23 protein-coding genes are annotated in these 26,668 nt (G+C 53.9%); 5 read left to right on the top strand and 18 right to left on the bottom strand.

Annotation, left to right across the window (positions count from 1 at the left end; genetic code table 11):
* Positions 1-11: 11 nt before the first annotated feature.
* From ABFX35_RS13645 to ABFX35_RS13610, 8 genes are all read right to left on the bottom strand, one after another.
* Positions 12-1,001 carry an ABC transporter permease gene (locus ABFX35_RS13645; protein WP_279026492.1) on the bottom strand — a complete coding sequence of 330 codons (990 nt, stop codon included), beginning with the start codon at positions 999-1,001 and terminating at the stop codon, positions 12-14.
* Positions 994-2,499, bottom strand: a complete 1,506-nt coding sequence (locus ABFX35_RS13640; protein ID WP_346081674.1) for a sugar ABC transporter ATP-binding protein — start codon at positions 2,497-2,499, stop codon at positions 994-996. The genes ABFX35_RS13645 and ABFX35_RS13640 overlap by 8 nt, the downstream gene beginning before the upstream one ends.
* A 274-nt stretch (positions 2,500-2,773) precedes the next feature.
* Positions 2,774-3,613, bottom strand: coding sequence for a DeoR/GlpR family DNA-binding transcription regulator (locus ABFX35_RS13635; protein WP_095846998.1), 840 nt, complete (start codon positions 3,611-3,613; stop codon positions 2,774-2,776).
* 453 nt (positions 3,614-4,066) lie between these two features.
* Positions 4,067-5,365: a DUF445 domain-containing protein gene (locus ABFX35_RS13630; RefSeq protein WP_346081724.1), complete on the bottom strand. Its 1,299-nt coding sequence runs from the start codon at positions 5,363-5,365 to the stop codon at positions 4,067-4,069.
* A gap of 535 nt (positions 5,366-5,900) precedes the next feature.
* The gene (locus tag ABFX35_RS13625; RefSeq protein ID WP_346081671.1) at positions 5,901-6,290 is read right to left on the bottom strand and encodes a type II restriction endonuclease; all 390 of its coding nucleotides are present in this window, start codon (positions 6,288-6,290) and stop codon (positions 5,901-5,903) included.
* 256 nt (positions 6,291-6,546) lie between these two features.
* Positions 6,547-7,764: a type II restriction endonuclease gene (locus tag ABFX35_RS13620; RefSeq protein ID WP_346081669.1), complete on the bottom strand. Its 1,218-nt coding sequence runs from the start codon at positions 7,762-7,764 to the stop codon at positions 6,547-6,549.
* Between the two features lie 152 nt (positions 7,765-7,916).
* On the bottom strand, positions 7,917-8,390 hold the full coding sequence (locus tag ABFX35_RS13615; RefSeq protein WP_346081667.1) for a very short patch repair endonuclease: 474 nt from the start codon (positions 8,388-8,390) through the stop codon (positions 7,917-7,919).
* 7 nt (positions 8,391-8,397) lie between these two features.
* A complete protein-coding gene (locus ABFX35_RS13610; RefSeq protein ID WP_346081722.1) occupies positions 8,398-9,825 on the bottom strand; it encodes a DNA cytosine methyltransferase in 1,428 nt (475 codons plus the stop codon).
* Positions 9,826-10,894: 1,069 nt separating this feature from the next.
* Between ABFX35_RS13610 and ABFX35_RS13605 the strand changes: the two genes are divergently transcribed.
* Positions 10,895-11,677, top strand: a complete 783-nt coding sequence (locus ABFX35_RS13605) for a DsbA family protein (protein WP_346081665.1) — start codon at positions 10,895-10,897, stop codon at positions 11,675-11,677.
* A gap of 109 nt (positions 11,678-11,786) precedes the next feature.
* On the opposite strand, the gene ABFX35_RS13600 is transcribed toward ABFX35_RS13605, so the two are convergent.
* Both ABFX35_RS13600 and ABFX35_RS13595 read right to left on the bottom strand, forming a co-directional pair.
* A complete protein-coding gene (locus ABFX35_RS13600) occupies positions 11,787-13,472 on the bottom strand; it encodes an NAD-dependent malic enzyme (RefSeq protein WP_346081663.1) in 1,686 nt (561 codons plus the stop codon).
* A 303-nt stretch (positions 13,473-13,775) separates the two neighbouring features.
* Positions 13,776-14,723 carry an AEC family transporter gene (locus ABFX35_RS13595; protein ID WP_095847008.1) on the bottom strand — a complete coding sequence of 316 codons (948 nt, stop codon included), beginning with the start codon at positions 14,721-14,723 and terminating at the stop codon, positions 13,776-13,778.
* Positions 14,724-15,232: 509 nt separating this feature from the next.
* Here ABFX35_RS13595 and ABFX35_RS13590 point away from each other — a divergent pair.
* Positions 15,233-16,051, top strand: coding sequence for a DUF4225 domain-containing protein (locus ABFX35_RS13590; protein ID WP_346081660.1), 819 nt, complete (start codon positions 15,233-15,235; stop codon positions 16,049-16,051).
* Here ABFX35_RS13590 and ABFX35_RS13585 read toward each other — a convergent pair.
* The 7 genes from ABFX35_RS13585 to ABFX35_RS13555 all read right to left on the bottom strand — a co-directional run bounded on the left by ABFX35_RS13585 (position 16,048) and on the right by ABFX35_RS13555 (position 22,220).
* Positions 16,048-16,362, bottom strand: a complete 315-nt coding sequence (locus tag ABFX35_RS13585) for a hypothetical protein (RefSeq protein WP_279027010.1) — start codon at positions 16,360-16,362, stop codon at positions 16,048-16,050. The two genes, ABFX35_RS13590 and ABFX35_RS13585, sit on opposite strands and share 4 nt — an antisense overlap.
* 322 nt (positions 16,363-16,684) lie before the next feature.
* On the bottom strand, positions 16,685-17,515 hold the full coding sequence (locus tag ABFX35_RS13580) for a phosphodiesterase (protein WP_346081658.1): 831 nt from the start codon (positions 17,513-17,515) through the stop codon (positions 16,685-16,687).
* 11 nt (positions 17,516-17,526) lie between these two features.
* Positions 17,527-18,510, bottom strand: coding sequence for an ABC transporter ATP-binding protein (locus tag ABFX35_RS13575; RefSeq protein ID WP_346081656.1), 984 nt, complete (start codon positions 18,508-18,510; stop codon positions 17,527-17,529).
* Positions 18,507-19,316: an ABC transporter permease gene (locus ABFX35_RS13570; RefSeq protein WP_095847011.1), complete on the bottom strand. Its 810-nt coding sequence runs from the start codon at positions 19,314-19,316 to the stop codon at positions 18,507-18,509. The genes ABFX35_RS13575 and ABFX35_RS13570 overlap by 4 nt, the downstream gene beginning before the upstream one ends.
* On the bottom strand, positions 19,313-20,191 hold the full coding sequence (locus tag ABFX35_RS13565; RefSeq protein WP_346081654.1) for an ABC transporter permease: 879 nt from the start codon (positions 20,189-20,191) through the stop codon (positions 19,313-19,315). Before ABFX35_RS13565 ends, ABFX35_RS13570 begins: the two co-directional genes overlap by 4 nt.
* On the bottom strand, positions 20,191-21,195 hold the full coding sequence (locus tag ABFX35_RS13560; protein ID WP_346081652.1) for an ABC transporter substrate-binding protein: 1,005 nt from the start codon (positions 21,193-21,195) through the stop codon (positions 20,191-20,193). The genes ABFX35_RS13565 and ABFX35_RS13560 overlap by 1 nt, the downstream gene beginning before the upstream one ends.
* Positions 21,192-22,220, bottom strand: coding sequence for a LacI family DNA-binding transcriptional regulator (locus tag ABFX35_RS13555; protein ID WP_346081650.1), 1,029 nt, complete (start codon positions 22,218-22,220; stop codon positions 21,192-21,194). The genes ABFX35_RS13560 and ABFX35_RS13555 overlap by 4 nt, the downstream gene beginning before the upstream one ends.
* A 255-nt stretch (positions 22,221-22,475) precedes the next feature.
* Between ABFX35_RS13555 and ABFX35_RS13550 the strand changes: the two genes are divergently transcribed.
* Genes ABFX35_RS13550 through ABFX35_RS13540 form a run of 3 tightly spaced genes read left to right on the top strand, consistent with a single transcriptional unit; the run spans position 22,476 to position 24,588 of the window.
* Positions 22,476-22,886 (top strand): response regulator transcription factor, encoded by a 411-nt coding sequence (locus tag ABFX35_RS13550; protein WP_346081648.1) that lies wholly within the window; start codon positions 22,476-22,478, stop codon positions 22,884-22,886.
* A gap of 41 nt (positions 22,887-22,927) precedes the next feature.
* Positions 22,928-23,206: a winged helix-turn-helix domain-containing protein gene (locus tag ABFX35_RS13545; RefSeq protein WP_346081646.1), complete on the top strand. Its 279-nt coding sequence runs from the start codon at positions 22,928-22,930 to the stop codon at positions 23,204-23,206.
* Positions 23,203-24,588: an ATP-binding protein gene (locus tag ABFX35_RS13540; RefSeq protein WP_346081644.1), complete on the top strand. Its 1,386-nt coding sequence runs from the start codon at positions 23,203-23,205 to the stop codon at positions 24,586-24,588. Before ABFX35_RS13545 ends, ABFX35_RS13540 begins: the two co-directional genes overlap by 4 nt.
* Here the strand turns inward: ABFX35_RS13540 and ABFX35_RS13535 are convergent.
* The gene (locus ABFX35_RS13535) at positions 24,585-26,549 is read right to left on the bottom strand and encodes a TonB-dependent receptor domain-containing protein (RefSeq protein WP_346081642.1); all 1,965 of its coding nucleotides are present in this window, start codon (positions 26,547-26,549) and stop codon (positions 24,585-24,587) included. The genes ABFX35_RS13540 and ABFX35_RS13535 overlap by 4 nt on opposite strands.
* Positions 26,550-26,668: the final 119 nt, after the last annotated feature.

The following is a 26,668-nucleotide window of genomic DNA, read 5'->3' as shown; positions in this document are numbered from 1 at the left end:
TTTCTCCCTGGTCAGACGAAGCTGACGTCGGTCTCTTTGCGTTTTTTGTAGTGGGTGACGGCGATGGCGACCATAATCACCACGCCGATGACGATGTTCATGAAGTAGCTGGAAACGCCCACCAGGTTGAGGCCGTTTTTCAAGATGGCGATCAGGAACACGCCCATCAGCGTGCCGGTGACGCTGCCTTTGCCGCCCATTAGGCTGGCGCCGCCCAGCACGGTGGCAGCCAGCACATCCAGCTCGCCGCCCACCAGCGCATTGGGCACCACCTCGCCGACGCGATAAACCTGCACCAGCCCGCCGATGGCGGCGAGCGCGCCCAGGTAGCCATAGGCCAGGATATGGATCAGCCCCACCCGGATACCGATGCGGCGCGCGGATTCCTGATCGCCGCCCGTAGCGTAGAGCTGGCGGCCAAGGTGGGTTTTGTTGAGCAGCAGCCAGGTGATCACGGTGATGATCAGCATAATGGCGAGCGGCAGGCCGATCTGGTAAGGCTGCCCATTGACGGTAAATGGCAGCACGTTATGCAGCGTGACCCACCACTCCGGCAGGTTGTAGAGGCTGCGCCCTTCGGTGATCCACATCAGCAGGCCAAACAGCAGCGCCTGCATACTGATGGTGATGATGATCGACACAATCCGCAGCCAGTAGATCAGCACCGCATTGATGACGCCGAACAGCGTGCCGCAAAGGATCGCCAGCAGAATACTCAGCGGGGCATTATCGAAGCCCAGATTCACGAACAGCGCCGCAATGATGTACTGCACCACCGAAGCCACGGCGGCGAAGGAGATATCGATCCCCCCGGTTACCAGCACCACGAACAGCCCCAGCGCGAAGATGCCGGTGACGGCGTAGGTTTCCGCCAGATCGAGCAGGTTTTGCAACGACAGGAACTGTTCGCTGGCGAACGAGAACAGCACGATAAAGAACAACAGCACCCACGCCAGCCAGCCCTGGCTGGATTTTGGTTTGAGTAAGGATAAATCAGGCATTGATCACCTCCGCCAGTTGCTGCTGCGCCACCTGCTGCGGTTGATATTCGGCGTGTATGGTGCCGTCACGGAAATGAAGGATACGGTCGCAGTTGTAGTAAACCTCCGGCACTTCGTCCGAAATCAGGAGGATCGCCAGGCCTTCTTTCGCCAACTGATGTATCAGGCTGTAGATACTGGCCTTTGCGCCGACGTCTACGCCGACCGTGGGGGAATCGAGGATCAGGATCTTAGGCTGCGTCAGCACCCATTTCGCCAGCACGATTTTTTGCTGATTGCCGCCGGAGAGCGTGGAAATGGCGTGTTCCGGATCCGCCACGCGCACGCCCAGTTGGTTTATCCAACTGTGGATGAGCTTGTTTTTGCGGTATTCATCGATCAGGTGGAAGCGGTTGCGTAGTTGATCGAGGATCGCGATCACCATGTTGTCGGCGACCGACTGCTGTTGCACCAGCCCCAGCGTCAGGCGATCTTCAGAGACATAGCCGATGCCGGCCTTGATCGCATCCTCGTGGCTACGAAAGCGCACCGGTTTACTGTCCAGCCAGATTTTGCCGCTGTCTGGCCGGGTCATGCCGAACAGCGATAGCGCCAGTTCGGTGCGGCCGGAGCCCAACAGCCCGCACAGCCCCAGAACTTCGCCTTCATAGAGGGAAAAGTTGACGTCGTGGTATTGCGCCTCGCGGCTCAGGTTCTCCACCTCAAGTAGCTTGCGTTGCGGGTTCAGCGTCGGCGTTTTCAGGTGGTAGTCGAGTTTCAGGCCCGTCATCAGTTCGGTGAGGCGGCGGCTGTCCATTTCGCTGGCCGGCCAGGTGCCCATCTTGCGGCCGTCGCGCAGCACGGTAACCCGGTCGGAAATCTCCAGCACTTCATCCAGCCGGTGGCTGACAAACACCACGCAAATGTTTTTCTCTTTCAGATAGCGCACGGTGCGCAGGAGCTGGTTGACCTCGGTGCGGGTAAGCGAGGCGGTGGGCTCATCCATAATGACCAGGCGGGCATCCGCCACCAGCGCACGGCAAATCGCCACCTGCTGGCGTTGGGCGATGGAAAGCGCGGCGACCTTCGCATCCAGATCCAGCTCGAACTTCAGCTCATGAATAATGCGTTGCGCGCAGGCTTTCAGCTTCTTCGCACTGTACCAGCCCAGCAGGTGGCCCAGGTTATATTCGAAGGCGATGTTTTCCGCCACGGTGAGGTTAGGGAACAGCGACAGATCCTGATAAATCACCTGGATGCCGAAATCGCGCGCCTGCTTGGGCGTGAGGCGGGAAATGCGCTCACCGTTGCCGAGCGTAATCTGGCTGCCGGCATCTGGAATGTGAACGCCGGAGATGACTTTAATTAAGGTGCTTTTACCACAGCCGTTGGTGCCCGCCAGGCAATGCACCTCTCCCGCCATTAAAGACAGTGAAATATCGCTTAACGCACGGTTACCACCAAAAGTTTTGGATAAATTTTCCAGCGTAATTAATGTTTGCGATGTGAATGCTTGCATATTACAGCCCCGGGTTGGCAGGTGATGCTATACCCGTCATACTTCAAGCTGCAGGTGTGTTGGCTTGGTTACTCGGCCCATCCCTGGGCCTCGCCCCTTTGGGGCCGCTGCCAACAGCGTTCAAATCTGCTCCCGGCAGATTTGTCGCTCACCCCAGTCACTTACTCCAGTAAGCTCCTGGGGATTCGCTGCGTTGCCGCCTTCCTGCAACTCGAATTATTAGGGGTATAACTGCGCCAGCGGAACACTGGCGATAAATTTTATTTCCATGGCGCTATATTTTTTGATGATTCATTAACTGCATTGCATTGGCGCGCTGTGAGCAATCAATCACATTCACGCCGTTCCATGCCAGTTCCTGTTGGAGTTCCTTATCTTTTAAACTGTCGGTAATTAAAAAATCGACGTCACGGTAATGGCAGATGCGCGCGAATGAGGGGCGCAGGAATTTCCCCGCATCGAGCAATAAATATTTTCTTTCCGATGCCAGCAGCATCTGCTGTTTTAAATGGGCATTGTTTTCATTTGCCGCACGTAAATAACCATCGTTGCCCAGGCTGCTGCATGAAAAGAACGTTTTGTTAATCAGAAAATCCTTTAAGGGTTGTTCCGCCACCACGCCGTTAAAATCTTCGTTATGAGCGGAGTATTCTCCCCCCAGGCAAATGGTGCGAATACGTTCTTTGGCCGCCAGCGTCTGGACGATCTGCAGCGAATTGGTTAACACCGTCAGCTCGACATCCGGCAACTGGCGCGCCAGAAACCAGGTTGTGGTGCTGCTGTCCAGTAAAATACAGTCGCCTGGGTTGATAAAATCAAGCGCCCGCTTGGCGATCTGCGTTTTTTGCTGCGTGTTTTCATGCATACGCAAACGAAAAGCCAATTCATGTTCGCTGAAATTACTGTTTTTTTCGGGCAGGTTGCGCTCATGTTTTCGCATTACTACCGCGCCGCCGTGGCTGCGTTGTAATAAACCCTTTTTCTCCAGGCGGGTTAAATCGCGGCGAATCGTTTCCTGTGATACCCGGCAAAGATTCACCAGTTCAGCGACCAGTACCCGGCCATGAAGATTTAATTCCTCCACGATCAAGCGGTGTCTTTCAATCGGCAACATAGCAACCTCCGATGACTATAAGTTAGAAGATCCGGCCGGCGTAAAATGTGCACCAGCCGAAACTGTCGGCCGGCATTTTTACTGCCGTTTAAAAATTGATGAATGTCGTTAAAAGAAGTGAAATAAATAACAATTCGCACGTTTAATAGTGAGCATAATCACAAAAATAATCGTTTCAGGCATAAAACGCGCCTAAACGCTGTGGCGATGAAAAAATTATTCTTCAGAGATTACTATGACTGTTAATGCCCGTTTGTGAGGATATGACCGTTTTTCACTCGGGATTGGCAAAGGGGTAAGGATGGAGGGTGAGCGATTTTGTGCTGAATGGATGCGTTGGCGATGGGGGATAGCACCGTTATTCGCCGGGTAGGGAACCGCAGGGGCGTGACCTTAACCCCTGCGACATGGCGAAATAATGTGTGCGGCGGCGTGCAGAGAATCGCATGAGCATCACTGCCCCAGGCGCACCCAGGCGATCAACACCGGAAGCTGCGATAACAGATACAATATCAGGCCGATCACGCCGCCCACCACTGTGCCGTTGATGCGGATACGCTGTAAATCCTTGCCGATATTCAGTTCTACCTGGTGCGACATATCGCGCGCGTCCCAGCTTTTTACCGTGTCGCTGATATGGCGGCTTAAAAACGTCGAAAATTCCGGCGCGGCATGGGTGGCCGCTTCTTCCATATGCTGATTCAGCGACGCGCGCAGTTCCGCATCTTGCTGCAATGCTTCCCCCAGCCACTGCCCGGCGGCGCTGGCCCTGGCGTGCAATACCGAGTCGGTTTTGTCCAGATCCGTTTTCAGCCAGGCGCGCAGATCGCCCCATAGCTGGCTAATGTAGCTGTTCAGGGCTTCGTCCTGTTTCAGATAGTCTTTGATCTCTTCGGCTTTCAGTTGCATCTCCGGGCTGCTGCGCAACTGCGCGATCAGCCGCTGCACGGCGCGGTTAAAGCCCTGGCGCAATTCGTGCGCGCCATCCTGCTCGATATCATTAAGAATGGATTGCACCGCGCTGGCGGCCAGTTCGGCGCTTTTGTCGCCCACCCAGTCGGTCGGCAGCATTTTCTCGGTGATGGGGTGTTCGCGCTTGAGCCAACTGATGACCTGCTGGGCGATAAACGCATGCGTTCCCGGCTTGTTCACCAGATGCAACAGCTGGCGGATGGCGTCATCCAGCAGCACCTGGTGGCGGTTGTTTTTGGTCAGGCTCTCTAACAACATGGCTGACGTTTGCGATAAATCCACCTTATCAATCGCCTTGTGGATGGCGCTGCGCATAAATGCCTGAATGCGTTGGTCATCGGCCAGATCGAGAAACCCGCGGATTATCTTCAGCAGATAGCCGCTGAACTGGGCGGCGTTCGCCGGCGTGCTGAGCCAGTTGGCGATGATCTGCGCCGGATCGTGGCGGCGGATGAGCGCCAGCAGGGCGTTGGTGTTGAGAAATTTATCCTGCACGAACAGCGCCAGGTTATCGGCAATGCGATTCTTGTTACGCGGGATAATGGCGGTGTGGCGGCCCACCAGTGGTATCGGCACCCGGCGGAACAGTGCGCTGACGGCAAACCAGTCAGCCAAGGCGCCGACCATCGCTGCCTCTGAGATGGCCTTCAGCGCGCCGATCCAGGCATTGGCGGGGAACCACAGCGGGTAAAGCACCGTGGCGATAAAAATACCCGCGGCGCCGCATAACAGCAGCAGTGGAAGGCGTTTGGCGCTGGCCAGTTCGGTTTCTTTAGTCATGTGGTTGTGTGGATTGCCCATTATTCAAATCAATGACACATACATCTATCTTGGCAGACTGTAGACGAATTTTGCGATGGCGGGGGATTTAACGATGAATGTGGTTATGGTTGAGGGTAGTCCTGGTGCTATACGGTAATGGAATGGGTGCCATCGCGGCACCTTCATCCTGCGACGGGTTAACCTCAGTTGGCGAGTATTTCTGTAGGACTGATGGGCTGAACCAGACTTTTGAAATGATAGCGCGGCTATTGTCAGCTATGAGGGAATATTTAAATTTTAGCTATACCGGGTATTAGTATTTATTCTTTCATAATGTGACGTGTAACTCATCGGAAAGTAATATTAACTATTTTTCGATACAATTGTCGAAATTCTGTCCCTTCTTACAAATTTCATTATATATCATTGTAATGCTTTTTTGATTGATTTTTTAAATTATTTTTCTAGGTGAGTCTAAGTCTATTTTATTTCACTGATATGAATGGTTGATCTGGAAAAATAAGCTTGGGCTGGACACCTAAGCTTATATACTCTATTGCCATTTTAATATTTCCCCATTATGATCCTCAGTGTTTGATTTAATTAGTATTACATGTATGTCGTTTTTATTATCCACACCTATAATAATATTATCCCCCTCTTGGGCTTTGTCCATTACAATATTCCCACTAAAATATAGGCGATACTCTGTTCTATCAGGGTTATTTTCTCTGGCATCGTACCATGTTATATTTTTGGTGCATTTTACTCCTGTCCCCCTAATTGAGAAAAATGCGTTTTTAGTGAATTTTTTTAATCCGAACATTTTTTTTAGTTGACTGACTCCGTTGAATTCGTGCTGGTTAGATCTTTTTCTTTCTGCTTCTACAGCAGATAATGTTTTTATACAAGACTGGCTTAGATAAATTGATGTCGTTGACATAATTATAGTCTCTTGTAAATTTTATGAAAAGATAATGTGTTTAGATTGGGGTAACATTAATATACACTATATTATCTAATAAATGCCCATCGTCAACACTTTATTCTTGGAAGAGGTGAACTTGGCTAACTATTTGATTTTATATGTTTTTATATTTATGTTGATATATAATCATAAATGGCAGGAGTGGGATGTTGCGGAAGTATACTGCTACGTTAAACAATATTTTCAATATCCAAGAAAAACATGTGGTATTTTATAATTGATAGAGTTTCTTTGTCTCATCAATGAATTCGGATAAGGTAACTAACTCATTCCGAATTTCCTTGGGATATTTATCATGTAAAGGTCTGGGTACAACCAGAGTAACCCCTGCATTTTTCATTTCTAAATATTGATTAACAGAAACACCCTCTTGAAGAGTGAATAAATGTATTTTTTCTATGCGATTAGCCTCGCTAATAGCCTGTCGCCAGCGATCCTTACAGGTTGTTTTGACTGCTAACATTCTTAATTTATCAGTAGGATAGGCTAGGTTATGGTATTCATCTACTGATGGGAAAAGAAAATCAGGTTTCTTTTTTCCTTCTGTAATGCTTTGAGTAGTAAATTCTGTTAGCCCATTGGAAATAAATATTTTTTCAATGTGCATCTCGAGAGATTTTCCTGAACGCGACTTGCGTCGGTTACTTACTGAGTTTGCAAGTTCAATAAAGTCTTCAACAGAAGAAAATCCTTTTCTTATCTTGTCGATAACATGAATTTCCTCAATTTGTCGAAACAATGAATACTCTTTATCACGCCTTTCAAGTAATAATTTATCTGGTGTGTTACTTTTGAACTTAAATATCTTCGGGAGATATTCTATAATTTCGTTTCCACCAGGAAATGTTACTTTCCACTTTTCAGGAATAGGATAATCATGAGATTTCCAACTGCTGTTATCTGTAGCGAACCCTCCTAAGATATGAGTAGCAACCCCCGATAGTGCTGTTCCAGGAAGCACTTCTCCAATTATTGTTTCAAGAAGGCTTTCCTCATCAAGGGAGCGACATACCCACACTTCAACAAGTTCACAATCTTTTAGGCGATCCGGGGCACTGAAAGCGAATATAGCTATCGCACCTGTATTTTGTTGGTTCTGTACAGGGCTATTTTGGCCTCCCCAGCAGGTAATGCGTGTTTCGTTACGGCCCTTTGGGTTCTGATTTCTTGGTTTGCTGTTGTAATATACCGACCTTACGTGTAATCCATTGATTTTATGTGATATAATATCTGCAACAAGCCATACGGAAGGGTTTTCTTCATCAGTTCTGTTAATTGATGGAAAGAGAAGGTTCGCTGAATTGTTAGGAAGGTAAACTCCTGACTGATGACCGCCAGTAGCCCCTGTATCATTAGCAGAAAGTCGCTTGATATGTATATACCAGCTATCTGATGATTTTTCGGTTAACCAGTCTTGAAAATCAGTCAATTACTTCTCCCACAGTGTATTTGATATGGATACATCTGGTTATTATTGATGTATTTATTATCCACGTTATTGTATAGATGTCGAGTAGATGATGGGGTGTACCAGCTGTAGGGGGGCAAAATTTATCATTTCAATTGGTTAATGTTATCACGCTAATTATTTATTTGATGGATTCCTTTTGAGTCAATAACGGCATGACTCTGACTTGCACATAGCCACTCTTCTATCCTTTCTGATAACGCGTTAGCTGAAATTCTTAATCGCCCCTTTAGGGCACACTCCCAGATTATCAGCTCTCGCCATCCTTGTTCTGTTAGTAATCGCATGACTTCATTATCGCGTTTAACATTTGAATCTATTTTTTTTAGCCAAAAATCGGTTCTTGTTGCTGGTACTTTGAACAAGTAACAGTCATGTTGGTGCCAAAAGCATCCGTGGACGAAAATTATAGCCTTATAATCATCGATAACAAAATCAGGTTTACCTGGTAGTTCAGATACTTGAGTTCGATAAGCTATGCCGGATTCATCCAAAATCCGGGATAAGCATTTTTCTATGGCTGTATTTTTATTCCGTATTGCCCTCATATTCTTGCTTCTGATTGAAGGGGAGTGTACGTCAGCCATAATTACCTCATGCAGCTTTATTTTTTTCCTTCGAAACCGCTAAAGCAATATAGGGTTCCAATAGTTTTGCTACTGCTGAAAAAGCAGGAACAATCACTGAATTGCCAAATTGTCGATATGCCTGAGTATCTGATACCGGGATATGGAAGGGTTCCCCATCAGGTGTTTCGAACCCCATAATCCGCGCACATTCCCTGGGGGTTAAACGGCGAGGTCGGTTGGCCTGATTTTTAGGATCCTCGAAATTTTTCTCTCCAAGAACCATATCCCATCCCCTGTCAATCAGAATCTCTGAACCATCTTTGTGATAGCGTGCTGACAGTGTTCTGGCAATGCTTGATTCATTTTTGGGGTTTACCAAACCAAAGCCGAAGCCATTACCTTTAGCCTGATGTTTTTTTGCGTAGTTATATAGATATTTCCACAAATGCTCTGTGAGAATATACTTGTTGTCAACGTTTTCTATTAATAATTCACCTAAGGAAGGCCTCTTCTCTGGGAAAAAATTACTTAGTTTATTGAGTGAAAAACCATCATGAATATTTAAATCACGACGAAATCCAACCAACACGATACGTTCACGGTGTTGAGGTAAGAAATTCTTCCCATCGATAATTTTGGGATCGTCAGAACCTGTTGCTTGAGCATCTGCTACTTCGTAACCAAGTTCATCTAATGTCTCCATGATGATTTTAAACGTTTTTCCTTTATCGTGGCTCTTAAGGTTTTTAACATTCTCCAGAAGGAAAATTGCAGGTTTTTTAGCGGCAATAATGCGAGCTACATCAAAAAATAATGTCCCTTGGGTTTCACACTCAAAACCGTGGGCTCGGCCCAGAGAGTTCTTTTTGGATACGCCTGCCAGTGAAAACGGTTGGCAGGGAAACCCAGCTAATAAGATATCATGATCTGGTATTTCTTTATCAATATGCTGATATGCTTCTTTGTCAGAAATATTATTATTTTCACTAAGCGTTATTTCGCGGATATCTGAGTTAAATTTATGATAGATAGGGTCACAGTACCAGTTAGCTTTATAGGTACGAACAGCCTCTTTATTCCATTCACTGGTGAAAACACATTGGCCACCGATTTCCTCGAATCCTTTACGGATTCCTCCAATTCCTGCAAAAAGATCAATGAAGCGAAACTTATAGTTTGGATGAAAAGAAGATGGTTTTGGCAACATCGATTGGAGTAATTCGACCTCAGTTTCCGTTAGAATTTTTTGAGGTGATTTCCCTTTTAACCAACGATTGAGGGACTCGCGTGTCCATTCGTTACCACTCACTGTACGCAGAAGCTCAGCAATAGCTTTCTGATCGTAAATTTCAACCAGCTTTCCGACCAATACTTTGTCTTCTTCCAGCCGGGTTAACTGTTGCTGTTGTGCCTTTGCGTGTAGTTTTTCTGCGTACTGTTGGAACTCTTGCATCATGACTCTTCCAAGTGTGGAATGACTTAGTGATAGCCTATCACTCATTATACCCAGTTTAAAGTTTTCTGGATGAATATCCAGTATTTTATCAAGGGAATGGATGTCGTTGGCGCTGCTTGTAACAGGGCAGACTGGAACGTCTGCCTGATTTTAAAACTAGTTAACATTAAATGAAGCTGTCATTTTATAGCTTCTTGGTACTCCATCTCTCTCAATTCCCGTCCATACAGGGTACATAATGCAGGCAGCAGATGCGTTCAGATAACTACTCAAGAGCTCTTTGTTAAATGCGCTGGGCCATGAGTTTTTTGTAAAGGCTCGATGAATAGTAGCAACCCGTTGCACAGACCTTCGGACTGTTCTGCTGACAGTGCCGCAAGATCGAGCAGTTGCGTTGATGTTAGCTCATGCAGATTGAGATGATTAAACAGATCGCGATAAAGAGAAATTGTACTTTTAACTGCTTCTAACGTATAGGTTGACGGATGTTTTCCATATTGGTCATTTCCATTGGGAGAGAAAACCGCAACCAAAGAGACGCTAAACTCGGGGGTGGTAGCTCGAATGGAGTTAGCGTAACCGGCCCCCAACGGATCCCGGCCTTCTCTGAAGAAGCACCGCCCGAGCCACCATTGTTTGGGTGTGCATCCGCTTGCTCGAATTTATACCACATTCGAATAGGGTTGGGAGATTCGGAACGCTAACTCCGGCTGCGGATTTTGCCGCAGCTAGCTAACTCTACCCTGGCAGCATTGGCGGTAAAATAGCCTGTTTAAAATTACAGGTACTTACTGCCAATAGTGGAATCTGGTTCGCAACGGTAGCTTGCACAGTTTTCCACCATGATTGGCTGTTATAACCAGCCATTGAATTTGGCCATAAATCTATATGGCGCTGCGATATGTCCCTTTCCAACTATCCCATTCACAGTTAGACACAACCTCAACAACAGAAGATACAGATTCCTTAAACGGAAATGATTAATCTGGCTGTATCGGATGTGAACACCGGCGCGAGCCAAACGTGGCGCATGCAACAAATACATTAACCCTACAGGAATGACGCAATGAATTTTAAAACCCGCCTGGCGGTTGCCGTTACCACTTCACTGTTTTTGAGCGGCCTGGCGCAGGCCGCCGATGCGTCGCCCACGTTCACCCCAGAGCAACAGGCGCAAATCGGTAAAATTGCAGCTGATTATTTGGTGGCGCACCCAGAGGTGCTGGTGCAGGCGAGCCAAACGCTCCAGGCGCAACAGGAAGATCGACAGCAGCAAACGCTGGTGGCGAACGTGTTGAAAAACCAACAGGCGCTGCTGAACGATAAAGACACGCCCACATACGGCCCGGCTAACGCTAGCGTCGCCGTTATCGAGTTTTTCGATTACCAGTGCATCTACTGCAGCAAGCTGGCGCCAGAGCTGGAAAAAGTCATGAAGGCCAGCCCGAATGTACGTTTCATCTTTAAAGAATGGCCGATTTTCGCCGGCCGTTGGGAGAACTCCGGTAAGGCGGCTCTGCGTGGGTTAGCGGTCTGGAAAGAGAAGGGCGCGCAGGCCTATATGGCCTACCATAATGGCATTTATCACACCCAGCACAATGAAGGTGCGTTGACCGAAGAAGACATCGCGGCGGCAAGTAACGCTGCGGGCTACAAGCCAACGCAGGATGTGGACTATAACGGTGTGCTGGCCAAGAACAATGCATTGGCCCAGCAACTGGGGTTAACCGGGACGCCGGGGTTGATTGTGATGCCGGTGAAGAATGCCACGGCGGAGAACATCAGCGTACTGCCGGGCGCGGTGCCGGCGGAAGATCTGTTGCAAGCGATTCAGAAGGCCGCACATTAAGCAGTTGCTCTGGCGGCGTTTGGCTTGATTAACCAAGATGCCGCAGAGCACCTTGGTTTTCGCTGAGAACGGTGTGGCAAAGGCCACCCGAAGGGTTACCGTAGGGTTGTCAGAAAGACGCGCGTTTGTAAGGCGCGTACTGGGCTTGCCAGAACATATCTTCAATTGCAGTGCGCAATGCGTCTTCGCTCATCGTCGGCGCCACGTCATCCTGCTGCGCGGCACGGCCCACCGCAAAGGCAATCGCCCGCGAGAGGGTTTCGATTTCCGCCACCGGCGGCAAGAGCCCGCCTTGCTCGGTCAGCACCAGCGGTGAATGTGCCGCCAGCGCATGGCTGGCCGCCATCAGCATGCCTTCGGTCACGCGCCGCGCTTTGGCCGCCAAAATCCCTAATCCCAGGCCTGGGAAGATATAGGCGTTGTTGCACTGGGCGATATCGTACAGCTCATCCTGATAAAACACCGGTGCGAAGGGGCTGCCGGTAGCGATCAGAGCTGCACCCTGCGTCCAGGCGATCAGATCCTGCGGCGCCGCTTCCGCACGCGAAGTGGGGTTAGACAGCGGCATAATGATCGGCCGTGGGCAGTGCCGGTGCATCTCTTTCACAATCTCTTCGCTGAACAGCCCTGGCTGGCCCGATACGCCCACCAGCACCGTCGGGTGCACGTGGCGCACCACATCCATCAGTGAAATGCTGCTTGGATCGGTGTCCCAGCCCTTAACGCTGTCGCGCGGCGTCACCAGCCGCTGCTGGAAGTCCAGCAGGTTCGGCATGTCGTCGGTCAGCAGGCCGAAGCGGTCAATCATAAAGATCTGGCTACGCGCCTGTTGTTCGTCGGCGCCATCTTCCACCATACAGGCGATAATCTTCTCGGCGATGCCGCAACCGGCTGAACCGCTGCCCAGGAAAACCACCCGCTGGTCGCGTAAACGCGTGCCGGCGGCATGGCTGGCGGCCAGCAGTGTGCCCACCGCCACCGCCGCCGTTCCCTGAATATCATCATTGAAACAGCAGAGCTGATCCCGGTAGCGGTTAAGCAGGCGCGTGGCGTTTTTCTGGGCGAAATCCTCGAACTGTAGCAAGACATTCGGCCAGCGTTCCTTCACCGCGCTGACGAACGAATCGATAAACTCCAGGTATTGATCGTCGGTGATGCGTGGGTGGCGCCAGCCCATGTAGAGCGGATCATCCAGCCGTTGCGCGTTATTGGTGCCCACGTCCAGCATGATCGGCAGCGTGGTCGCCGGGTTGATGCCGCCGCAGGCGGTGTACAGCGCCAGTTTGCCGATCGGGATCCCCATACCGCCGATGCCCTGATCGCCCAGCCCCAGGATGCGCTCGCCGTCGGTGATGACGATCACGCGGATATCGTGGCGGGAAAAGCTTTGCAGCATTTCATCGATATGGTGGCGATTTGGCCATGAGATAAATAAACCACGCGGCCGGCGATAAATATCGGAAAAATGTTCACAGGCTTCGCCGACCGTCGGCGTATAAATAATCGGCAGGATTTCGCTTAAATGCGCGCGCACCAGGTTATAAAATAGGGTTTCATTGGTATCCTGAATGTTACGCAAATATACATGTTTTGATATATCGCGTTTGAAATGGCAGAACTGAGCCCAGGCGCGTTCGGTTTGTTCTTTTATTGTTTCTACCTGATCGGGCAATAAGCCGTTCAGGTTAAAGGCGGCACGTTCTTCCTGTGTGAAGGCCAGCCCTTTATTCAATAATGGGTTTTCTAATAATATTGATCCAGTATACGGTGTATAAATCGGTTCGGTCTTTAACATTTTTTGTCTTGCTCCTGTACGACGGATTTATCGCACGGTTCAAGGGCGATAGAAATATAACCATCGTCTGTCGCCGTGACATATACCCGTTATTTTTCCGGTTGCAGGTGCGCTGGCTTGGTTACCTGGCCCATCCCTGGGCCGTTCCCCTGCGGGGCCAGCGCAAACGCGATCCAAAACGCGGTGGGTGTTTTCTTCCTGCAACGCGAATTATTTTGGGTATAAAGCGATTTTGGTAATTTATTTTGGGCCTTAAGCCCGCCTGCTAATGAATAAACCTTTCACTACTTCTGTCTGATGAAGCTACGAAATTACATAGATCATGACTCCTTGCGTTAGCACGCCGATGGCGGTGCCCAATAATATTGACGACGAGGCCGACTCCACATAGGTATCGCTACGTAGCGCGAACATACCAGCGGCAATGGCCGAAGGCGTGGCGCCGATAATCACCACCTGCTGCATAAAGGTGTGGCTAAGGCCAAACGCCAACCCGGCGAATGCCATCATGGCCGGCTGGATAAGGTTTTTCATGCCGATATTGGTGATGGTCTGGATGTTCAGCGTCGGGCGCTCGCCGTAGAACAGCAAACCCAATGCAAACAAAGAGATACCACCGGCGGTTTTGCCCATCATCTCGATTGGCGAGCTCAACAGGTGCGGGAGCTTCAGCCCTGCCAGGCTCATCAGTACGCCCAGGATAGGGATCCACACAATCGGGTTGCGCACGGCCTTAAACAGGTTCTGCATGATCATCCGGCCCAGCCCCAGCTCTGCCGATGCGCCGGAAGCGTTGCTATCACCCATGCGCAACAGCACGATGGTCAGTGGGATCATCAGTACGCTGGTGATCAAATTGCCGATAAGCACCCCGAGAAAACCCTCCGGGCCAATCAGTACCGCCAACACCGGAGCGCCAAAATAGGCCATGTCCGGGAAGGCGCAGACCAGCGATTGAATGGCACTGGTTTTAATATCGTGGCGAAAAATAAAGCGTGAAATGAATAATGTCAGCAGGTAAGAGCCCATCAGGCCGATCACCAATACCGCCATAAACGGTAAATTCTGTATTTTTTCCGGATCGGTATTTAATGCGCCGACAAATAAATGGAATGGCAGTGCGAACCGGATGACCACCGTGGCTAAAACGTTGGCATCTTCCCGCTTGCTGTAACCTAATTTACCGCTCAGCCATCCCAGTAACATAATAAATACAAGTGGGAATAACGATTGTAAAAGTAACGATTCCATAATATTTCCTGTGTTTGCATTTTTTAGTAGGGTGAGGTGTTTTAGTAAATTTGGTATTAATCTAAGTATTAGGGCGGAGAGAAGTAGTGATAAACATCACATGGCATTGGTTTAATTAATTACTTAATGCCTACTTTAATTAATATACAGGTGGTTTTTAGTATGGCGGAGAGGAGGTTAACGGTTGTTTTTCAGTGCATTGAATCGAGCTGACGATAGTTTTTTTATTGTGGGATATTCTTTTTTATCGCAAAAGTAAAAATATATTTCATCGCTTAGGTGGGGCATAGGGCGCAGGCGTTTTCGCTTTGCCGCCATATGTTCGGTATGCGCCCGTGTTGGCGCTTGAGGGGAGTGCTTGCCGGTCAGTAGGTTTTGGGAACGTCTGCGAGGGCCTTATGTGCTCCAGTGGGAGCATGGTTGGTTATACTTTCAGAATTACGCGTGATTTACAGTTGAAGACAACGGCGTATTATCAGGTGAGTGAATAGGTATGCGGAGGTAGGAACATGGATCTAGCATTGTTTTCAATGATGCAGTCTGGTGGCAGAAATAAGGTTTGGGCTGAGTCGATGGTAAACCTCGAAGCCAGAAAGCTGGTTGATACCGCGAATTCTATATCAGCGTACCATTTGCGTGATGGTCTAAGTCGTTTGCATTTTGTTCAAGAAATTAGGGATGTAATTGAACAACAGTTTGCTGTCGCCCGTAATGCAAAGTCTGATGAAGAGTGCATGATGTGTGTGAAAGCACTTCGGGAAGAGTCGGAAAGCCTCAAAGAGCAAGACCGGCAGTTACGGATACAAGCCGCTCAACTTTACGCAAAGGTAAAGTTTGTCCAGGAAAATAACGAAATTGTTGGGTATGTCATTACTGCTGTACACATTGTGATTTCAGGTCTCGCTGTTGCTGGGGGGGCTATGATGATATCAACAATGACGCCTGTGGGGGTGTTGGCAGGTGCAATCCTTATCGTCGATGGGATTAATGGCATATCTAAAGAGATCATCCCCCGCTTGTATGGCGAGCAAACCAAGACAGAAGGGATTTTTGCTGATGGTGCTATGGAAACAGCTAATTTCCTTGGATTTAAACCAGAAACTGGTCTGGCGTTTTATAAAGCAACAACGTTAACTGCCAGCGTTTACAGTATATTAGGGTTGGCAAGAAGGCCAGAAGCTTGGAGATTATTCCGGTGGGTAACACATGACTACTACCGGAAAGTTGATACGATGAGCCGTCCTAAACTGACGATGAAAATCGTGAAGTATGGTGTGAAAGCCAAAGTCGTTTTTGATCTCCTGACTACTGACGATGATAACAATTAACTCTTGTTGTTTTTCCAGTACCGCCAAGATTTGTAAGAAAGGACTGGCGGCTGTATGAAGAACACGATCATGATGGCAATTAGCAGTGATATACCACCGCCTACAATGGTTGGCGCTGAAGAAAATAATAAAAGGAATATAAAAACTATCAGGCAACCTGCCGTTACCCAAAGAACGACTCTGAACTTATTTGCTAAATCCTGAATGGCCTCTGCCAGAGTGCCACCATAGCTTTCTACGTTATTCTTGATGCGTTGCAGTTCTGTGTGGCTGAAACCAGATCGTAATAGTGCTTCTTCACTAACTATCATGCCTTTTTACCCTTAAACGCTTGATCGCCCTAAGTCTTCTGGCAGGTATATCAGAAAACAAGCAATTAATCGACCAGCATCACGAGTGCTTCCCAGTAAAGCCAGATGTTGTTCCCTAATATCAATTGGTTATTTCAGTTTTTGCGTTTCTCTTCGAGTGGGAGCCAATCTCTGCCTCCCCCCGTAAGCCAGTAAATCTGGATGACTTAATACGCTGTTTCCCCGTCGCCGTGGCGCAGAGTAACCACAACATGCACTGCTCGTTGTGTATTCGCGTTTCTCCAACCTTTCTGGAGTTCGGGGCGATATCAGCGGATCGACCTCAATCAATCAACCCATTTTCATCATAGAACGGCCAGGGGCCGGGGAACTGCCCGATTGGGCAATAGTGCGTCACCATGCCTTGCTGCGCATTCCAGCGGTGCAGCAGCAGGCCGGGGGGCTCCAGCACAAAGTTCGCCGGGCCGCCTGGGGTAAAATCCGGCGCCACCTGGTGCGAAGCGCCCGGCGCGCTGCACACCACCGTGTTGCCCAATTGCGCCACCATAAAACGGTGCACATGGCCGCACAGCACCCGCATCACCTGCGGTGCACCCGCCAGCACTTGCTCCAGCGCCGGTGTATCGCGCAGGTTCTGCCGGTCCATATGGCCGATGCCGCTGATAAATGGATGGTGGTGAAGCATCACAATCGCAGGCTTTTCCGGCTGGCTGGCCAGTTGGGCGGTAAGCCAGGCCAAGCGTTCTACGCACAGTTCCCCCCAGGGTTTGCCCGGCACGGTGGAATCGAGCCCGATCAGCCGCACCGGGTAATCCTCCACCACCCAGTGCAGGAACTCACCGCTGTGTGGCAGCCAGGGGCGATCGGCAAAGGCCTGGCGGAACGCCGGGCGCGCATCGTGATTGCCGGGGATGGCAAACCAGGGGATAACTAGCGTATCGAGCACGCTGCGCACTTCGGCATATTCTTCCGGCGTGCCGAAATCGGTTAAATCACCGGTGATCGCCACCGCATCGGGGCGCGGCACCAGCGCGTTAAGGTGCGCTACGCAGGCCTGTAGCGCCCCCAACGTATCCACTTTGCGGTAGGAAAGGCGGCCGGCGGTTTTTACGTGCAGATCGCTTATCTGGGCGAGAACAAAAGAAGTATTCAACGACGGGCTCCTTAGGGGTGGGCGTGGATCTGGAACAGGTTCGCGGTGCTGGCGTGCAGCCCCACCGGTTGGCCGGGCTGCCAGCTTTCGCGCGCCGGGCAGTCCACCTGCACCGGGCGGCCGTGGCCGGTGTCTACCAGCACCCGCTGGTTCTGGCCGAGAAAGGTGCTGTGCAGCACCCGCCCGGTCAGCAATGCCTGCTCGGCGTCGCCCAGGCGGATGTCTTCCGGGCGGCAGTAATACTCGCCGCCGGCGATCGCCAGGCGGTTGATGGCCCCGACAAAGTCCGCGACAAAGGCGGTGGCGGGCTGGTGATAAATTTCGCGCGGCGTGCCGATTTGCTCGATACGCCCGTGGCGCATCACGGCAATCCTGTCGCCTAACGCCATGGCTTCCTGCTGATCGTGGGTGACATACACTGCGGTGATGCCAAGCCGTTCCAGCAACATGCCGATATCTTCGCGCAGCTTCTCGCGCAGTTTGGCGTCCAGCGCCGCCAGCGGTTCATCAAACAGCAGCACTTTGGGGCGCGCCGCCAGCGCCCGGGCCAGCGAAACGCGCTGTTTCTGCCCACCGGAAAGCGCCTGGATTGGCCGTTCGGCAACGTCGCCCAGATCCACCATCGCTAGCATCTCGGCCACCCGCGAGCGGATCTCCGCTTCCGGCAGCCGCATAATCCGCAGGCCATAGGCCACGTTGCCCGCCACGTTCAGGTTGGGGAACAGGGCATAGTTCTGGAACACCATGCCGACGTTGCGTTTTTCAATCGGCAGTGCGGTGACGTTGCGCTCGTCAAACCACACTTCGCCGCCGGCGTCGCTGTGCTCCAGGCCGCTGATAATGCGCAAGGTGGTGGTTTTGCCGCAGCCGGAAGGGCCGAGCAGCACCAGGGTTTCGCCGGGGTGGATAGTCAGATCCAGCGGATGAAGCGCGGTGTGATCGCGCCCGAAGGTGCGGGCGCAGCGGTGCAGGCGGATGCCGACAGGGTGGCTCATGAGGATACCTCTTTCTTTTTCATCGGCTGGCTGCGCGGGCGGCCAAGAAAATGCAGCGCCACCAGCAGCGGAATAATCATCAGTAAAAACAGTGTAGTGTAGGCCGAACCAATCTCCAGCCGCATCGAGGCATAGCTATCGGCCAGCCCGACCGGCAGGGTTTTGGTCAGCGGGGTATGCAACATCCAGGTGATATTGAATTCACCGATCGACAAGGTGACCACCATAAACGCACCGGCCACAATGCCGGAAAGGCAGTTGGGCACCACCACCGTGAAAAAACGGCGCAGGCTGCCCGCCCCCAGGCTGGCGGCGGCCTCTTCCATCTGTTGCAGACCCGCGGCCTTCATCACTGCCAGCACCGGGCGCACCATAAAGGGCAGGGTAAAGAGTACGTGGCCGATCAAAATAAACACCCAGCTTGCGCGCAGCGCCGGGATGCCACCGTAAACCAACAGCAGCCCGAGCGCGGTCGCCAGCCCCGGAATGGCGACCGGCAGCATCAGGCACTCCTCAATCCAGGCGGCGGTGCGCGAAGAACTTTTCAGCAGCCCCCAGGCGGCCGGCACCCCCAGCAACAGCGTGCACGCCAGGCACGCCAGCGCAATCAGTAGCGAAAGCCAGAAGGTGGGGGCATACAGCGCCCATACTTCGGCAATCCAGCGCAGGGTCAGGCCGCTTTTGATGCCGATAAAGTAGTTTTCGGTAAAGCCCGCCATCACCGACATGCCGATCGGCACGATCAAAAACAGGCACACCAGCAACGTGAAGGCGAACTGCAGGCTAAACAGCAGCGGGCGTTTCATAGCGGGGCCTCCAGAGTGGCGCCAGAGAGGCGGCGCGCCAGCAACAGGGCGGCCCAGGTCACCAGCCCCAGCAGCACCGAGAGTGCAGCGGCGGTGGCAAAGTTGGCGTAGTTGGTGAATTCGCCGTAAATGCTTAACGGCAAGACGTTCAGATCGGTTCCTAGCGTAAAGGCGGTGCCAAAAGCCCCCATGCTGGTGGCAAAGCACAGCGCCAGGCTTGAAAGCAGCGCCGGCGCCAGGCCGGGCAGGATCACATCACGGACGATGCGCCCGTTGCCGGCTCCCAGTGAGCGGGCGGCTTCTTCCAGGCTGCGATCCAGCTTTTCGCAGGCGGCCATCAACGTCATGATCACGCGCGGGATGGAAAAATAGAGATACCCGAGGAACAGCCCGCTCAGGCTGTAGGCGAAGCTCCAGCGCTCGCCCACCGTGGCGGCGCCCAACTGGGCAAACAGCCCCTGGCGCCCGCCGAGCATGATAATCAGAAAACCGACCACCACGCCGGGAAAGGCGAGCGGAAAGGTGAGCAGCGCCAGCAGCAGCCCCTTGCCGGGGAAGGATTGGCGTGCCAGGAAACACGCCACCACGGTAGCGATCGCCACTGCGGCTAACGCGACACTGGCCGAAAGCAGCAGGGTGATGCCAAGGCTTTGCAAATAGGTTGGATGGGTCAGCACCGTCCAGTAGGCGTTCAGCCCCGTGCTGTTATCCGGCGTGCTGCCCAGCACCACCAGGTAGCCGAAGGGGATCAGCCAAAAGGCGCAGAACACCGTGAGCACCGGCGCCAGGGCAAAGCCAACGGCGCGCGGCAGGCACCGGGCCGGCCGCCCCCCGGTTTGGGGGCGCGGCGCAGCGTTTTGCCAGGTTGTCGCCATTACTTAACCTCGCTCAGGTAACGGGCGGAGAAGGCTTTTTGCACATCAGCCATGTGCTGGTAATTGACCGTGCGGGTGCGGGCGTAGTCGCTGTCCGGCAGGAACTGCGCCTTGGCGGTGGCAGACATCGCGCTTTCACGCACCGGCCGCAGCCAGGCGTTGGCCCAAATCGCTTGGCCGCGGTCCGAGAGCACATAGTCGATCACTTTTTTCCCGTCGCTGCTGTGCGGGGCGTTTTTCACCAGGCTGATCACGTAAGGCACTTTGATACTGCCCTCTTTGGGGATGACGAACGCCACGTTGGCGTGATCTTTATATTTGGCGCGGTAAGCGTTGAAATCATAATCTAGCAGAATCGGGATCTCGCCGGAGAGCACGCGGGCATAGGCGGTTTGCTTCGGCACAATCGGCTGGTTCTTGATCAGCTGTTTGAAGTAGTTGATGCCTGGCGTAAAGTCATCCAGCGTGCCGCCTTTCGCCAGGTTGGCGGCAACGGCGGCGGCGTAGCCGACGAACGCGCTGGCCGGATCCAGATAGCCGACCATGCCCTTGTATTCTGGTTTGAGCAGATCGTCCCAGGATTGCGGCACCGGCGCGCCGTTCAGGGCATCCACATTCACCATAAAGCCGATGGTGCCGGAGTGAAGCGCCACCCATTTGCCTGCCGGATCTTTCATGTCTGCCGGGATCTGATCCCAGCCGGCGGGTTGATAGGATGCCAGCACGTCCGATTTGGCCGCCTGGATGCCGAACGTTATGCCGAGGTACACCACGTCGGCAACCGGGTTGGCTTTTTCCGCCACCAACTGTGCCAGCGACTGGCCGGAGTTTTTATTATCCTGCGGCACCACAATGCCGGTGTCCCTGGCGATGGCTTTCAACTGGGTGCCCCAGTCTGCCCATTCCGGCGGGCAGTTGTAACAGATGGCGGTGGCCGCCTGGGTTTGTGCCGAGAGCAGTAGCGTGCCGCTCAGGCACAGCGCGGAGAAGATCGATTTTTTCATGATGTTTCCCTAGTAGTGGTGCAACAGAAAATCTGCGCCGCGGCGGTGCTTTCGCCGTGGCGCAGCGCAATATCCAATGTTTGGGAGCACACGTCTTCGCCGGCGAGCAGCCCCAGCATGCTTTCCATCGCCACGGTGCCCAGTTCGCGTTGCGGCTGCACCACGGAGCACAGCGCCGGGCAGACCATCTCGCCCAGCGCGATGCCGTCAAAGCCCACCACGGAAAGCTGTTCCGGGATGCGGTAGCCAAGGCGTTGCAGGTTGCCGATGGCGCTCAGGGCCAGCAGATCGTTCGAGCAGAGCAGGGCGGTCAGCCCTTGCGGCGCGCCGAGCCACGGGCGCAACGTGTCGATATCCACGCGGGTGTGGTGCGCCATTTCAATCAGCGGCAGCGGCGCCAACCCGGCATCTGTCATCGCCTGGCAGTAGCCCTGGTAGCGCAGTTGGGCGCGGTCGGATTGTTGAACCGGCCCGGCGGCCATGCCGATGCGGGTGTGGCCGAGGGTGAGCAAATGGCGCGTTGCCTGGTGCATCGCCTGCTGGTTATCCACGCTAACGGTGACAAAGCGGCGGCCGGCGGCTGGGTTATGCACCAGCACCACCGGCAGGGCTTCCTGTTCCAACTTTTCCAGGCATTGGCTGGCCTGGGCGTTGGCGACGGTCAACACCAGCCCGTCAACCCGTTGGCGCAGCAGGTTTTCCAGCACGGCGGATTCGCGCGCCGGATCGTAATGGGTGGTCGCCACCATCAGCGAATAGCCGCCGGTGCGGGCAATGTTTTCCATCGCCTGCAGTTGTTCGCTAAATACCGGGTTGCTGAGGGTCGGCAGCATCACGCCGATAATGCGGGTGGACTGGGTGCGCAGTTGGCGCGCCACATAGTTGGGGCGGAAGCCCAGCGTCTTTGATGCGGCATACACTTTGTTGCGCGTGGCCTCGCGCACTTTTTCCGGTGCGGAGAAGGTGCGTGCGGCGGTGGCTCGTGATACGCCCGCCAGGCGGGCAACGCTCAGTAAATCGGTCATCCGTTGTCTCTTGTTCGCCAATGAGATCGATCTCATTGCGCATCAGCCTATGCGGCGCAGATGTCAGTTTCATGAAGCGGGGATGACGCAAATGTGTTCCATATAAACCAGCCGTCTTGCTTCATCCTCACTGCGCAGCAGATAATCAATGACAAAATTTGTTACAGTCTCTGCGGGGCACGATCGTCCGCCGGCGGTGGCGATCGGCGGGATCGGTACGATCACTTTTTGGGCGTGGTGGATGAAGGGGGGCGAATGAACGCAGCGGCTCAGCGCGTACTGATTGTGGACGATCACCGTAAGATCCGCGAGCCGTTGGCGGAGTACCTGCGGCGCCACGCTTTTGACGTCCGCACGGCCGAGAATGCGGCAGGCATGTGGCTGCTGCTCAAACAGCAAGCGTTCGATATCGTGCTGCTGGACGTTATGCTGCCGGACGGCGATGGTATGGCGCTGTGCCATCAACTGCACCGCCGCACGGTTGCACCGGTGATCCTGCTGACGGCGCGTGATGCCGCGGCCGATCGCATTCGCGGGCTGGATCTGGGGGCGGATGACTACATCGTTAAGCCGTTCGAACCCCGTGAAGTGGTGGCGCGCATCCATAGCGTGCTGCGCCGCAGCCGGGCGAGCAGCGCGTATGTCGCTCCGCCGCCGCGCTGCTGAAGTACCACTTCGCCAATCTGCAGTTTGTGCCGGCGACCGGCGTGCTCGGCAGGGACGACGGCGCCAGCATGCCGCTGAGCACCATGGAAGGGCGCCTGCTGCTGGCGTTTTTGCAGCACCCCAATGAAGTATTGAGCCGCGATCGCCTGATCGATCTGTGCGCCCGCCCCGGCAACGACGTTTTCGATCGGGCTATCGATCGGCAGGTCAGCCGCCTGCGCGGCAAGCTGAGCCTCTTCCTGCAAGGCTCGGGGTTACTGGTGACGGTCTGGGGCAGCGGTTATCGCCTGGCCACCAGCGTGAGCAGCGAGCCGCTATGAGAAGAGCCGCTGCGCTGTTGCCCAAGCGGATGTCCAACCAGCTGGCGCTGCTGCTGGTTTTGGCTCTGGTGGCGGCCAATGCGATTGCGATGGTCTATGTGCAGTTAACGGGCGCGCTGTTGCACCCGGTGTCGCGCACGTTGGCGCTGGAGCGGCTGGTGATTGCCTATCAGGCCGCCGATAGCCTGCCAGCGGCCGCGCATCAGCGCCTGCTGGCCACGATGGACGCCAACGGCGCCCGGTTCTGGGTGGCCGCCGAGCCTGAAGTGCGGCCTTTTGCGATGCGCGCCGAAGAGCAACGCTTGATCGCCGATCTGGCGGCGCATCTGCCGCAGGTCGCCAGCCAGCAGATTGCCATGCAGCTTGAGCGCACCGACGGCGGGTTGGCGCGCGGGCACCTGTTCAGCGCGGTGCGGTGGGATCCGCTGCGGCTGCGCACCAGTATCGCCTTGGCCGACGGGCGCTATCTCAACGCGGTGCAGCACCCGCTGCAGGCGTATGAATGGAGCCGTTTGCTCTCCTATTCGCTGCCGGTGACCAGCGTGCCGGTGCTGCTGATGGTTATCTTTTTCATGCGCCGCGTGGTGCGGCCGGTGAAGACGCTGGCCACGGCGACAGAGCAGATCAGCCGCGGCGAACGGGTGGCGCCCTTGCCGCTGGCTGGCCCGCTGGAAGCGCGCGAGCTGACGCAGGCGTTTAACGTGATGCAAGAGCGCATCGCCCGCCATATTGAAGGCCGCACTCGGATGCTGGCGGCGATCAGCCACGATCTCAACACCCCGATTACCGAACTGCGGTTGCAGGTGGAACTGCTGGAGGAGGGGCCAGCCCGTGATGACATGCTGGAAAGCTTGGCGGAGCTGAGCGCGATGGTGAGTGAAACGCTGAATTTTATACGCGGCGATGCGATGCAGGAAACGACCGATACCATCGCGATGGCGGCGCTGTTTGACGAGCTGGCGCGGCGTTACCGCACGTTGGGCCAGCGGGTTCAGTGGCAGGGCATAGATGCGGGGGCGATGACGCTCCGTTGCCGGCCGCTGGCGCTCAAACGCGCGCTGACCAACCTGATCGACAACGCGCTGATCTACGGCGGTGAAGCGCGGATCCACCTGCAGCGCGATCCGGCTGGGGTGCGTATTGAAATCTGCGATCGTGGCCCCGGCATCCCGCCGGCGTGCCTGGAGCAGGTGTTTGAACCTTTTGTGCAATTGCCGTTCAAGGGCCGGCGCGAGGGGAAAGGAGCCGGGCTGGGGTTGGGGCTGTCCATTGCCCGTGCTTGCATTCATGCCCACGGCGGTGAACTGCTGTTGGAGAACCGCCCGCCGGCCGGCCTGTGCGCCATCGTGCTGTTGCCGGCGGGCGAAGGGCGCTCGCTCTAGAAGGTGACCGTGCTGCCGAGCCAGAACGTGCGCCCGTAGTTGACCGTGCCGTAGGTTTCGTCGTCCAGGCGTTTGTCGTTCAGGTTGTAAACTGCGGCGTTAAGCGCCACGGCGCGGGTCAGCTGGTAAGAGCCGCCGATATCCGCCGTGGTGTAAGCAGGGGCGGGTTCGGCATTGACCGTGGTGCCAAACTCTTTGCCGTAGTAGTTAACGGCAGCCCAGGCCTGGGCGCGATCGCTGATCGCCCAGTCGGCCCGCAGGTTGGCTTTGCTTTCGGGCGTGAGGGCCAACGGCGCGCCGGCGTTGGCGCCGCTTTTCTGCTCTGAGTCGGTATAGGTGAAGTTACCTTTCAGGGCCAATGCCGGGGTGATCTGCCAACGGCCGTTCAACTCAATACCTTTGATCACCGCTTCGTCGATGTTGACGCGGTCCATGATGATATAGCCATTCCAGCGCTCGCTGGTGGTGACCGTGGAAAGCTTGTCTTTGAAGTCGTTGTAGAACACGGTGGCGCCGGCGGAGAGGGTGTCACGGTCAGACCACAGTGCGGAAAGCTCATAGTTGGTGCTGCTTTCCGGTTTTAGCCTGGAATTGCCGAACATGACATACGTGTTGCGCCGCAGCACCGCGTAATCATCGATCACAGCGCGCAGTTCGGGCGCCTTGAAGCCGCGGGCAATGCCGCCTTTGAGGGTCCACTCATCGTTCAGGTGCCAGACGCCATACAGGCGTGGGTTGATGTGGCTGCCGTACTGCTGGTGGTGATCCAGCCGCAGGCCGCCGGTGAGCGCAAAGCTCTCGGTCATGCGCCATTCGTCTTCCGCGAACAGCGCTTTTTGCACCACTTCGAACTTATAGTTTTTTTGGTCGTTCAGCCCCTGGTTCCAGTCATTGAGCGTGCTTTGGTTCCACTGTGCGCCAACGGTGGTGATGTGGTAATCGGTCGGCGCGACCAGTTTGGCGTCAAATACGGTGTTCTTGATTTGCGGTTTGCGCCCCAGCACGTCGGTCTGGCTGGCGCTCGCAATGCCTTCGCGGCTGGTTTTTTCCTGCGACAACACCAATGTTGAAGTGGCCCAGCCCCAGCGCCCTTCGTGTGACAGCGATCCGTGATCGCGGTTATTTTTTTGCTCGCGGGTGGCCCAGTTGGGGCTGGTGCCTTCGCCGTTTTTCAGGCGTGTAATGCCGCCCTCCAGTAAGATGTCATGGTTGGCATTGGGGGTGAAAGCCAGGCGCGCCGTCAGGCTTTTATGCTTAGCCTTGGTGAAGCCGTTGGTGGTTTGCACATTATCATCGGCCTGACGATCCAGGTAGCGCCCCCACAGTTGCAGCCCAAGCCGCGCCGGCACCAGCGGGCCATTGAGGTAAAACTGTGTCTGGCCGGCGTTGCCCTGATCGCTGTGCTGGCGGGCGGAGTAATCATAAGAAACCGAGCCGCCCCACTTCGGGGATACCTTGCGGGTGATCACGTTGATAACGCCGCCGATGGCGTCTGAGCCGTACAGCGAGGACATCGGGCCACGGATAATTTCGATGCGCTCAATGGCCGCGGCGGGCGGCATAAAGCTTTGTTCGTAGCCCGTGTTGCCGTTAACGCGGGATTCGCGCCCGCTTTGCCGCTTGCCATCGACCATCAGTAGCGTGTAATCCGCTGGCATGCCGCGAATTGAGATATCGGTTTCATTGGCGCTGCCATTGACCACTACGCCTTCGACATCACGTACGGCATCCGCCAGGTTCTGGACGGAGCGTTTACGCAGTTCTTCGCCGCTGATGACCGTGATCGAAGCTGGCGCATCTTCCTGATGTTGCTCAAACCCGGCGGCGGTGACCACCAATGTATCCTGAGATCGGGTGCGATCATCGGTTTGTTCTTCGGCAAAGACAACGGAGCTGGTGGGGCAGATCAACGCCAGTTTGATGACGGCGGCCAGGGTTCGGCGGTGGAAGCGAGGGATCATGTGCTGTGCGTCTCCAAAAGTGTAAAGGAAACGTAAATCATACTCATCCGCATTACGTAAAATTGGACAAAGTGTGACAGCACGCCAGCGTCTATCATCATATTGACATATCACTGTGC

The sequence above is a fragment of the Gibbsiella dentisursi genome (assembly GCF_039539505.1).
Lineage (GTDB): Bacteria > Pseudomonadota > Gammaproteobacteria > Enterobacterales > Enterobacteriaceae > Gibbsiella > Gibbsiella quercinecans.
The sequence above is the reverse complement of the archived record's forward strand: the minus strand, read 5'-3'. Positions and strand labels throughout refer to the sequence as shown.

What these genes read in the sequence shown, in the direction of transcription:
- ABFX35_RS13645 (WP_279026492.1), bottom strand. Translation starts at nt 1,001, where the DNA reads ATGCCTGATTTATCCTTACTCAAACCAAAATCCAGCCAGGGCTGGCTG.
- ABFX35_RS13640 (WP_346081674.1), bottom strand. Translation starts at nt 2,499, where the DNA reads ATGCAAGCATTCACATCGCAAACATTAATTACGCTGGAAAATTTATCC.
- ABFX35_RS13635 (WP_095846998.1), bottom strand. Translation starts at nt 3,613, where the DNA reads ATGTTGCCGATTGAAAGACACCGCTTGATCGTGGAGGAATTAAATCTT.
- ABFX35_RS13630 (WP_346081724.1), bottom strand. Translation starts at nt 5,365, where the DNA reads ATGACTAAAGAAACCGAACTGGCCAGCGCCAAACGCCTTCCACTGCTG.
- ABFX35_RS13625 (WP_346081671.1), bottom strand. Translation starts at nt 6,290, where the DNA reads ATGTCAACGACATCAATTTATCTAAGCCAGTCTTGTATAAAAACATTA.
- ABFX35_RS13615 (WP_346081667.1), bottom strand. Translation starts at nt 8,390, where the DNA reads ATGGCTGACGTACACTCCCCTTCAATCAGAAGCAAGAATATGAGGGCA.
- ABFX35_RS13610 (WP_346081722.1), bottom strand. Translation starts at nt 9,825, where the DNA reads ATGCAAGAGTTCCAACAGTACGCAGAAAAACTACACGCAAAGGCACAA.
- ABFX35_RS13605 (WP_346081665.1), top strand. Translation starts at nt 10,895, where the DNA reads ATGAATTTTAAAACCCGCCTGGCGGTTGCCGTTACCACTTCACTGTTT.
- ABFX35_RS13600 (WP_346081663.1), bottom strand. Translation starts at nt 13,472, where the DNA reads ATGTTAAAGACCGAACCGATTTATACACCGTATACTGGATCAATATTA.
- ABFX35_RS13595 (WP_095847008.1), bottom strand. Translation starts at nt 14,723, where the DNA reads ATGGAATCGTTACTTTTACAATCGTTATTCCCACTTGTATTTATTATG.
- ABFX35_RS13590 (WP_346081660.1), top strand. Translation starts at nt 15,233, where the DNA reads ATGGATCTAGCATTGTTTTCAATGATGCAGTCTGGTGGCAGAAATAAG.
- ABFX35_RS13585 (WP_279027010.1), bottom strand. Translation starts at nt 16,362, where the DNA reads ATGATAGTTAGTGAAGAAGCACTATTACGATCTGGTTTCAGCCACACA.
- ABFX35_RS13575 (WP_346081656.1), bottom strand. Translation starts at nt 18,510, where the DNA reads ATGAGCCACCCTGTCGGCATCCGCCTGCACCGCTGCGCCCGCACCTTC.
- ABFX35_RS13570 (WP_095847011.1), bottom strand. Translation starts at nt 19,316, where the DNA reads ATGAAACGCCCGCTGCTGTTTAGCCTGCAGTTCGCCTTCACGTTGCTG.
- ABFX35_RS13565 (WP_346081654.1), bottom strand. Translation starts at nt 20,191, where the DNA reads ATGGCGACAACCTGGCAAAACGCTGCGCCGCGCCCCCAAACCGGGGGG.
- ABFX35_RS13560 (WP_346081652.1), bottom strand. Translation starts at nt 21,195, where the DNA reads ATGAAAAAATCGATCTTCTCCGCGCTGTGCCTGAGCGGCACGCTACTG.
- ABFX35_RS13555 (WP_346081650.1), bottom strand. Translation starts at nt 22,220, where the DNA reads ATGACCGATTTACTGAGCGTTGCCCGCCTGGCGGGCGTATCACGAGCC.
- ABFX35_RS13550 (WP_346081648.1), top strand. Translation starts at nt 22,476, where the DNA reads ATGAACGCAGCGGCTCAGCGCGTACTGATTGTGGACGATCACCGTAAG.
- ABFX35_RS13540 (WP_346081644.1), top strand. Translation starts at nt 23,203, where the DNA reads ATGAGAAGAGCCGCTGCGCTGTTGCCCAAGCGGATGTCCAACCAGCTG.
- ABFX35_RS13535 (WP_346081642.1), bottom strand. Translation starts at nt 26,549, where the DNA reads ATGATCCCTCGCTTCCACCGCCGAACCCTGGCCGCCGTCATCAAACTG.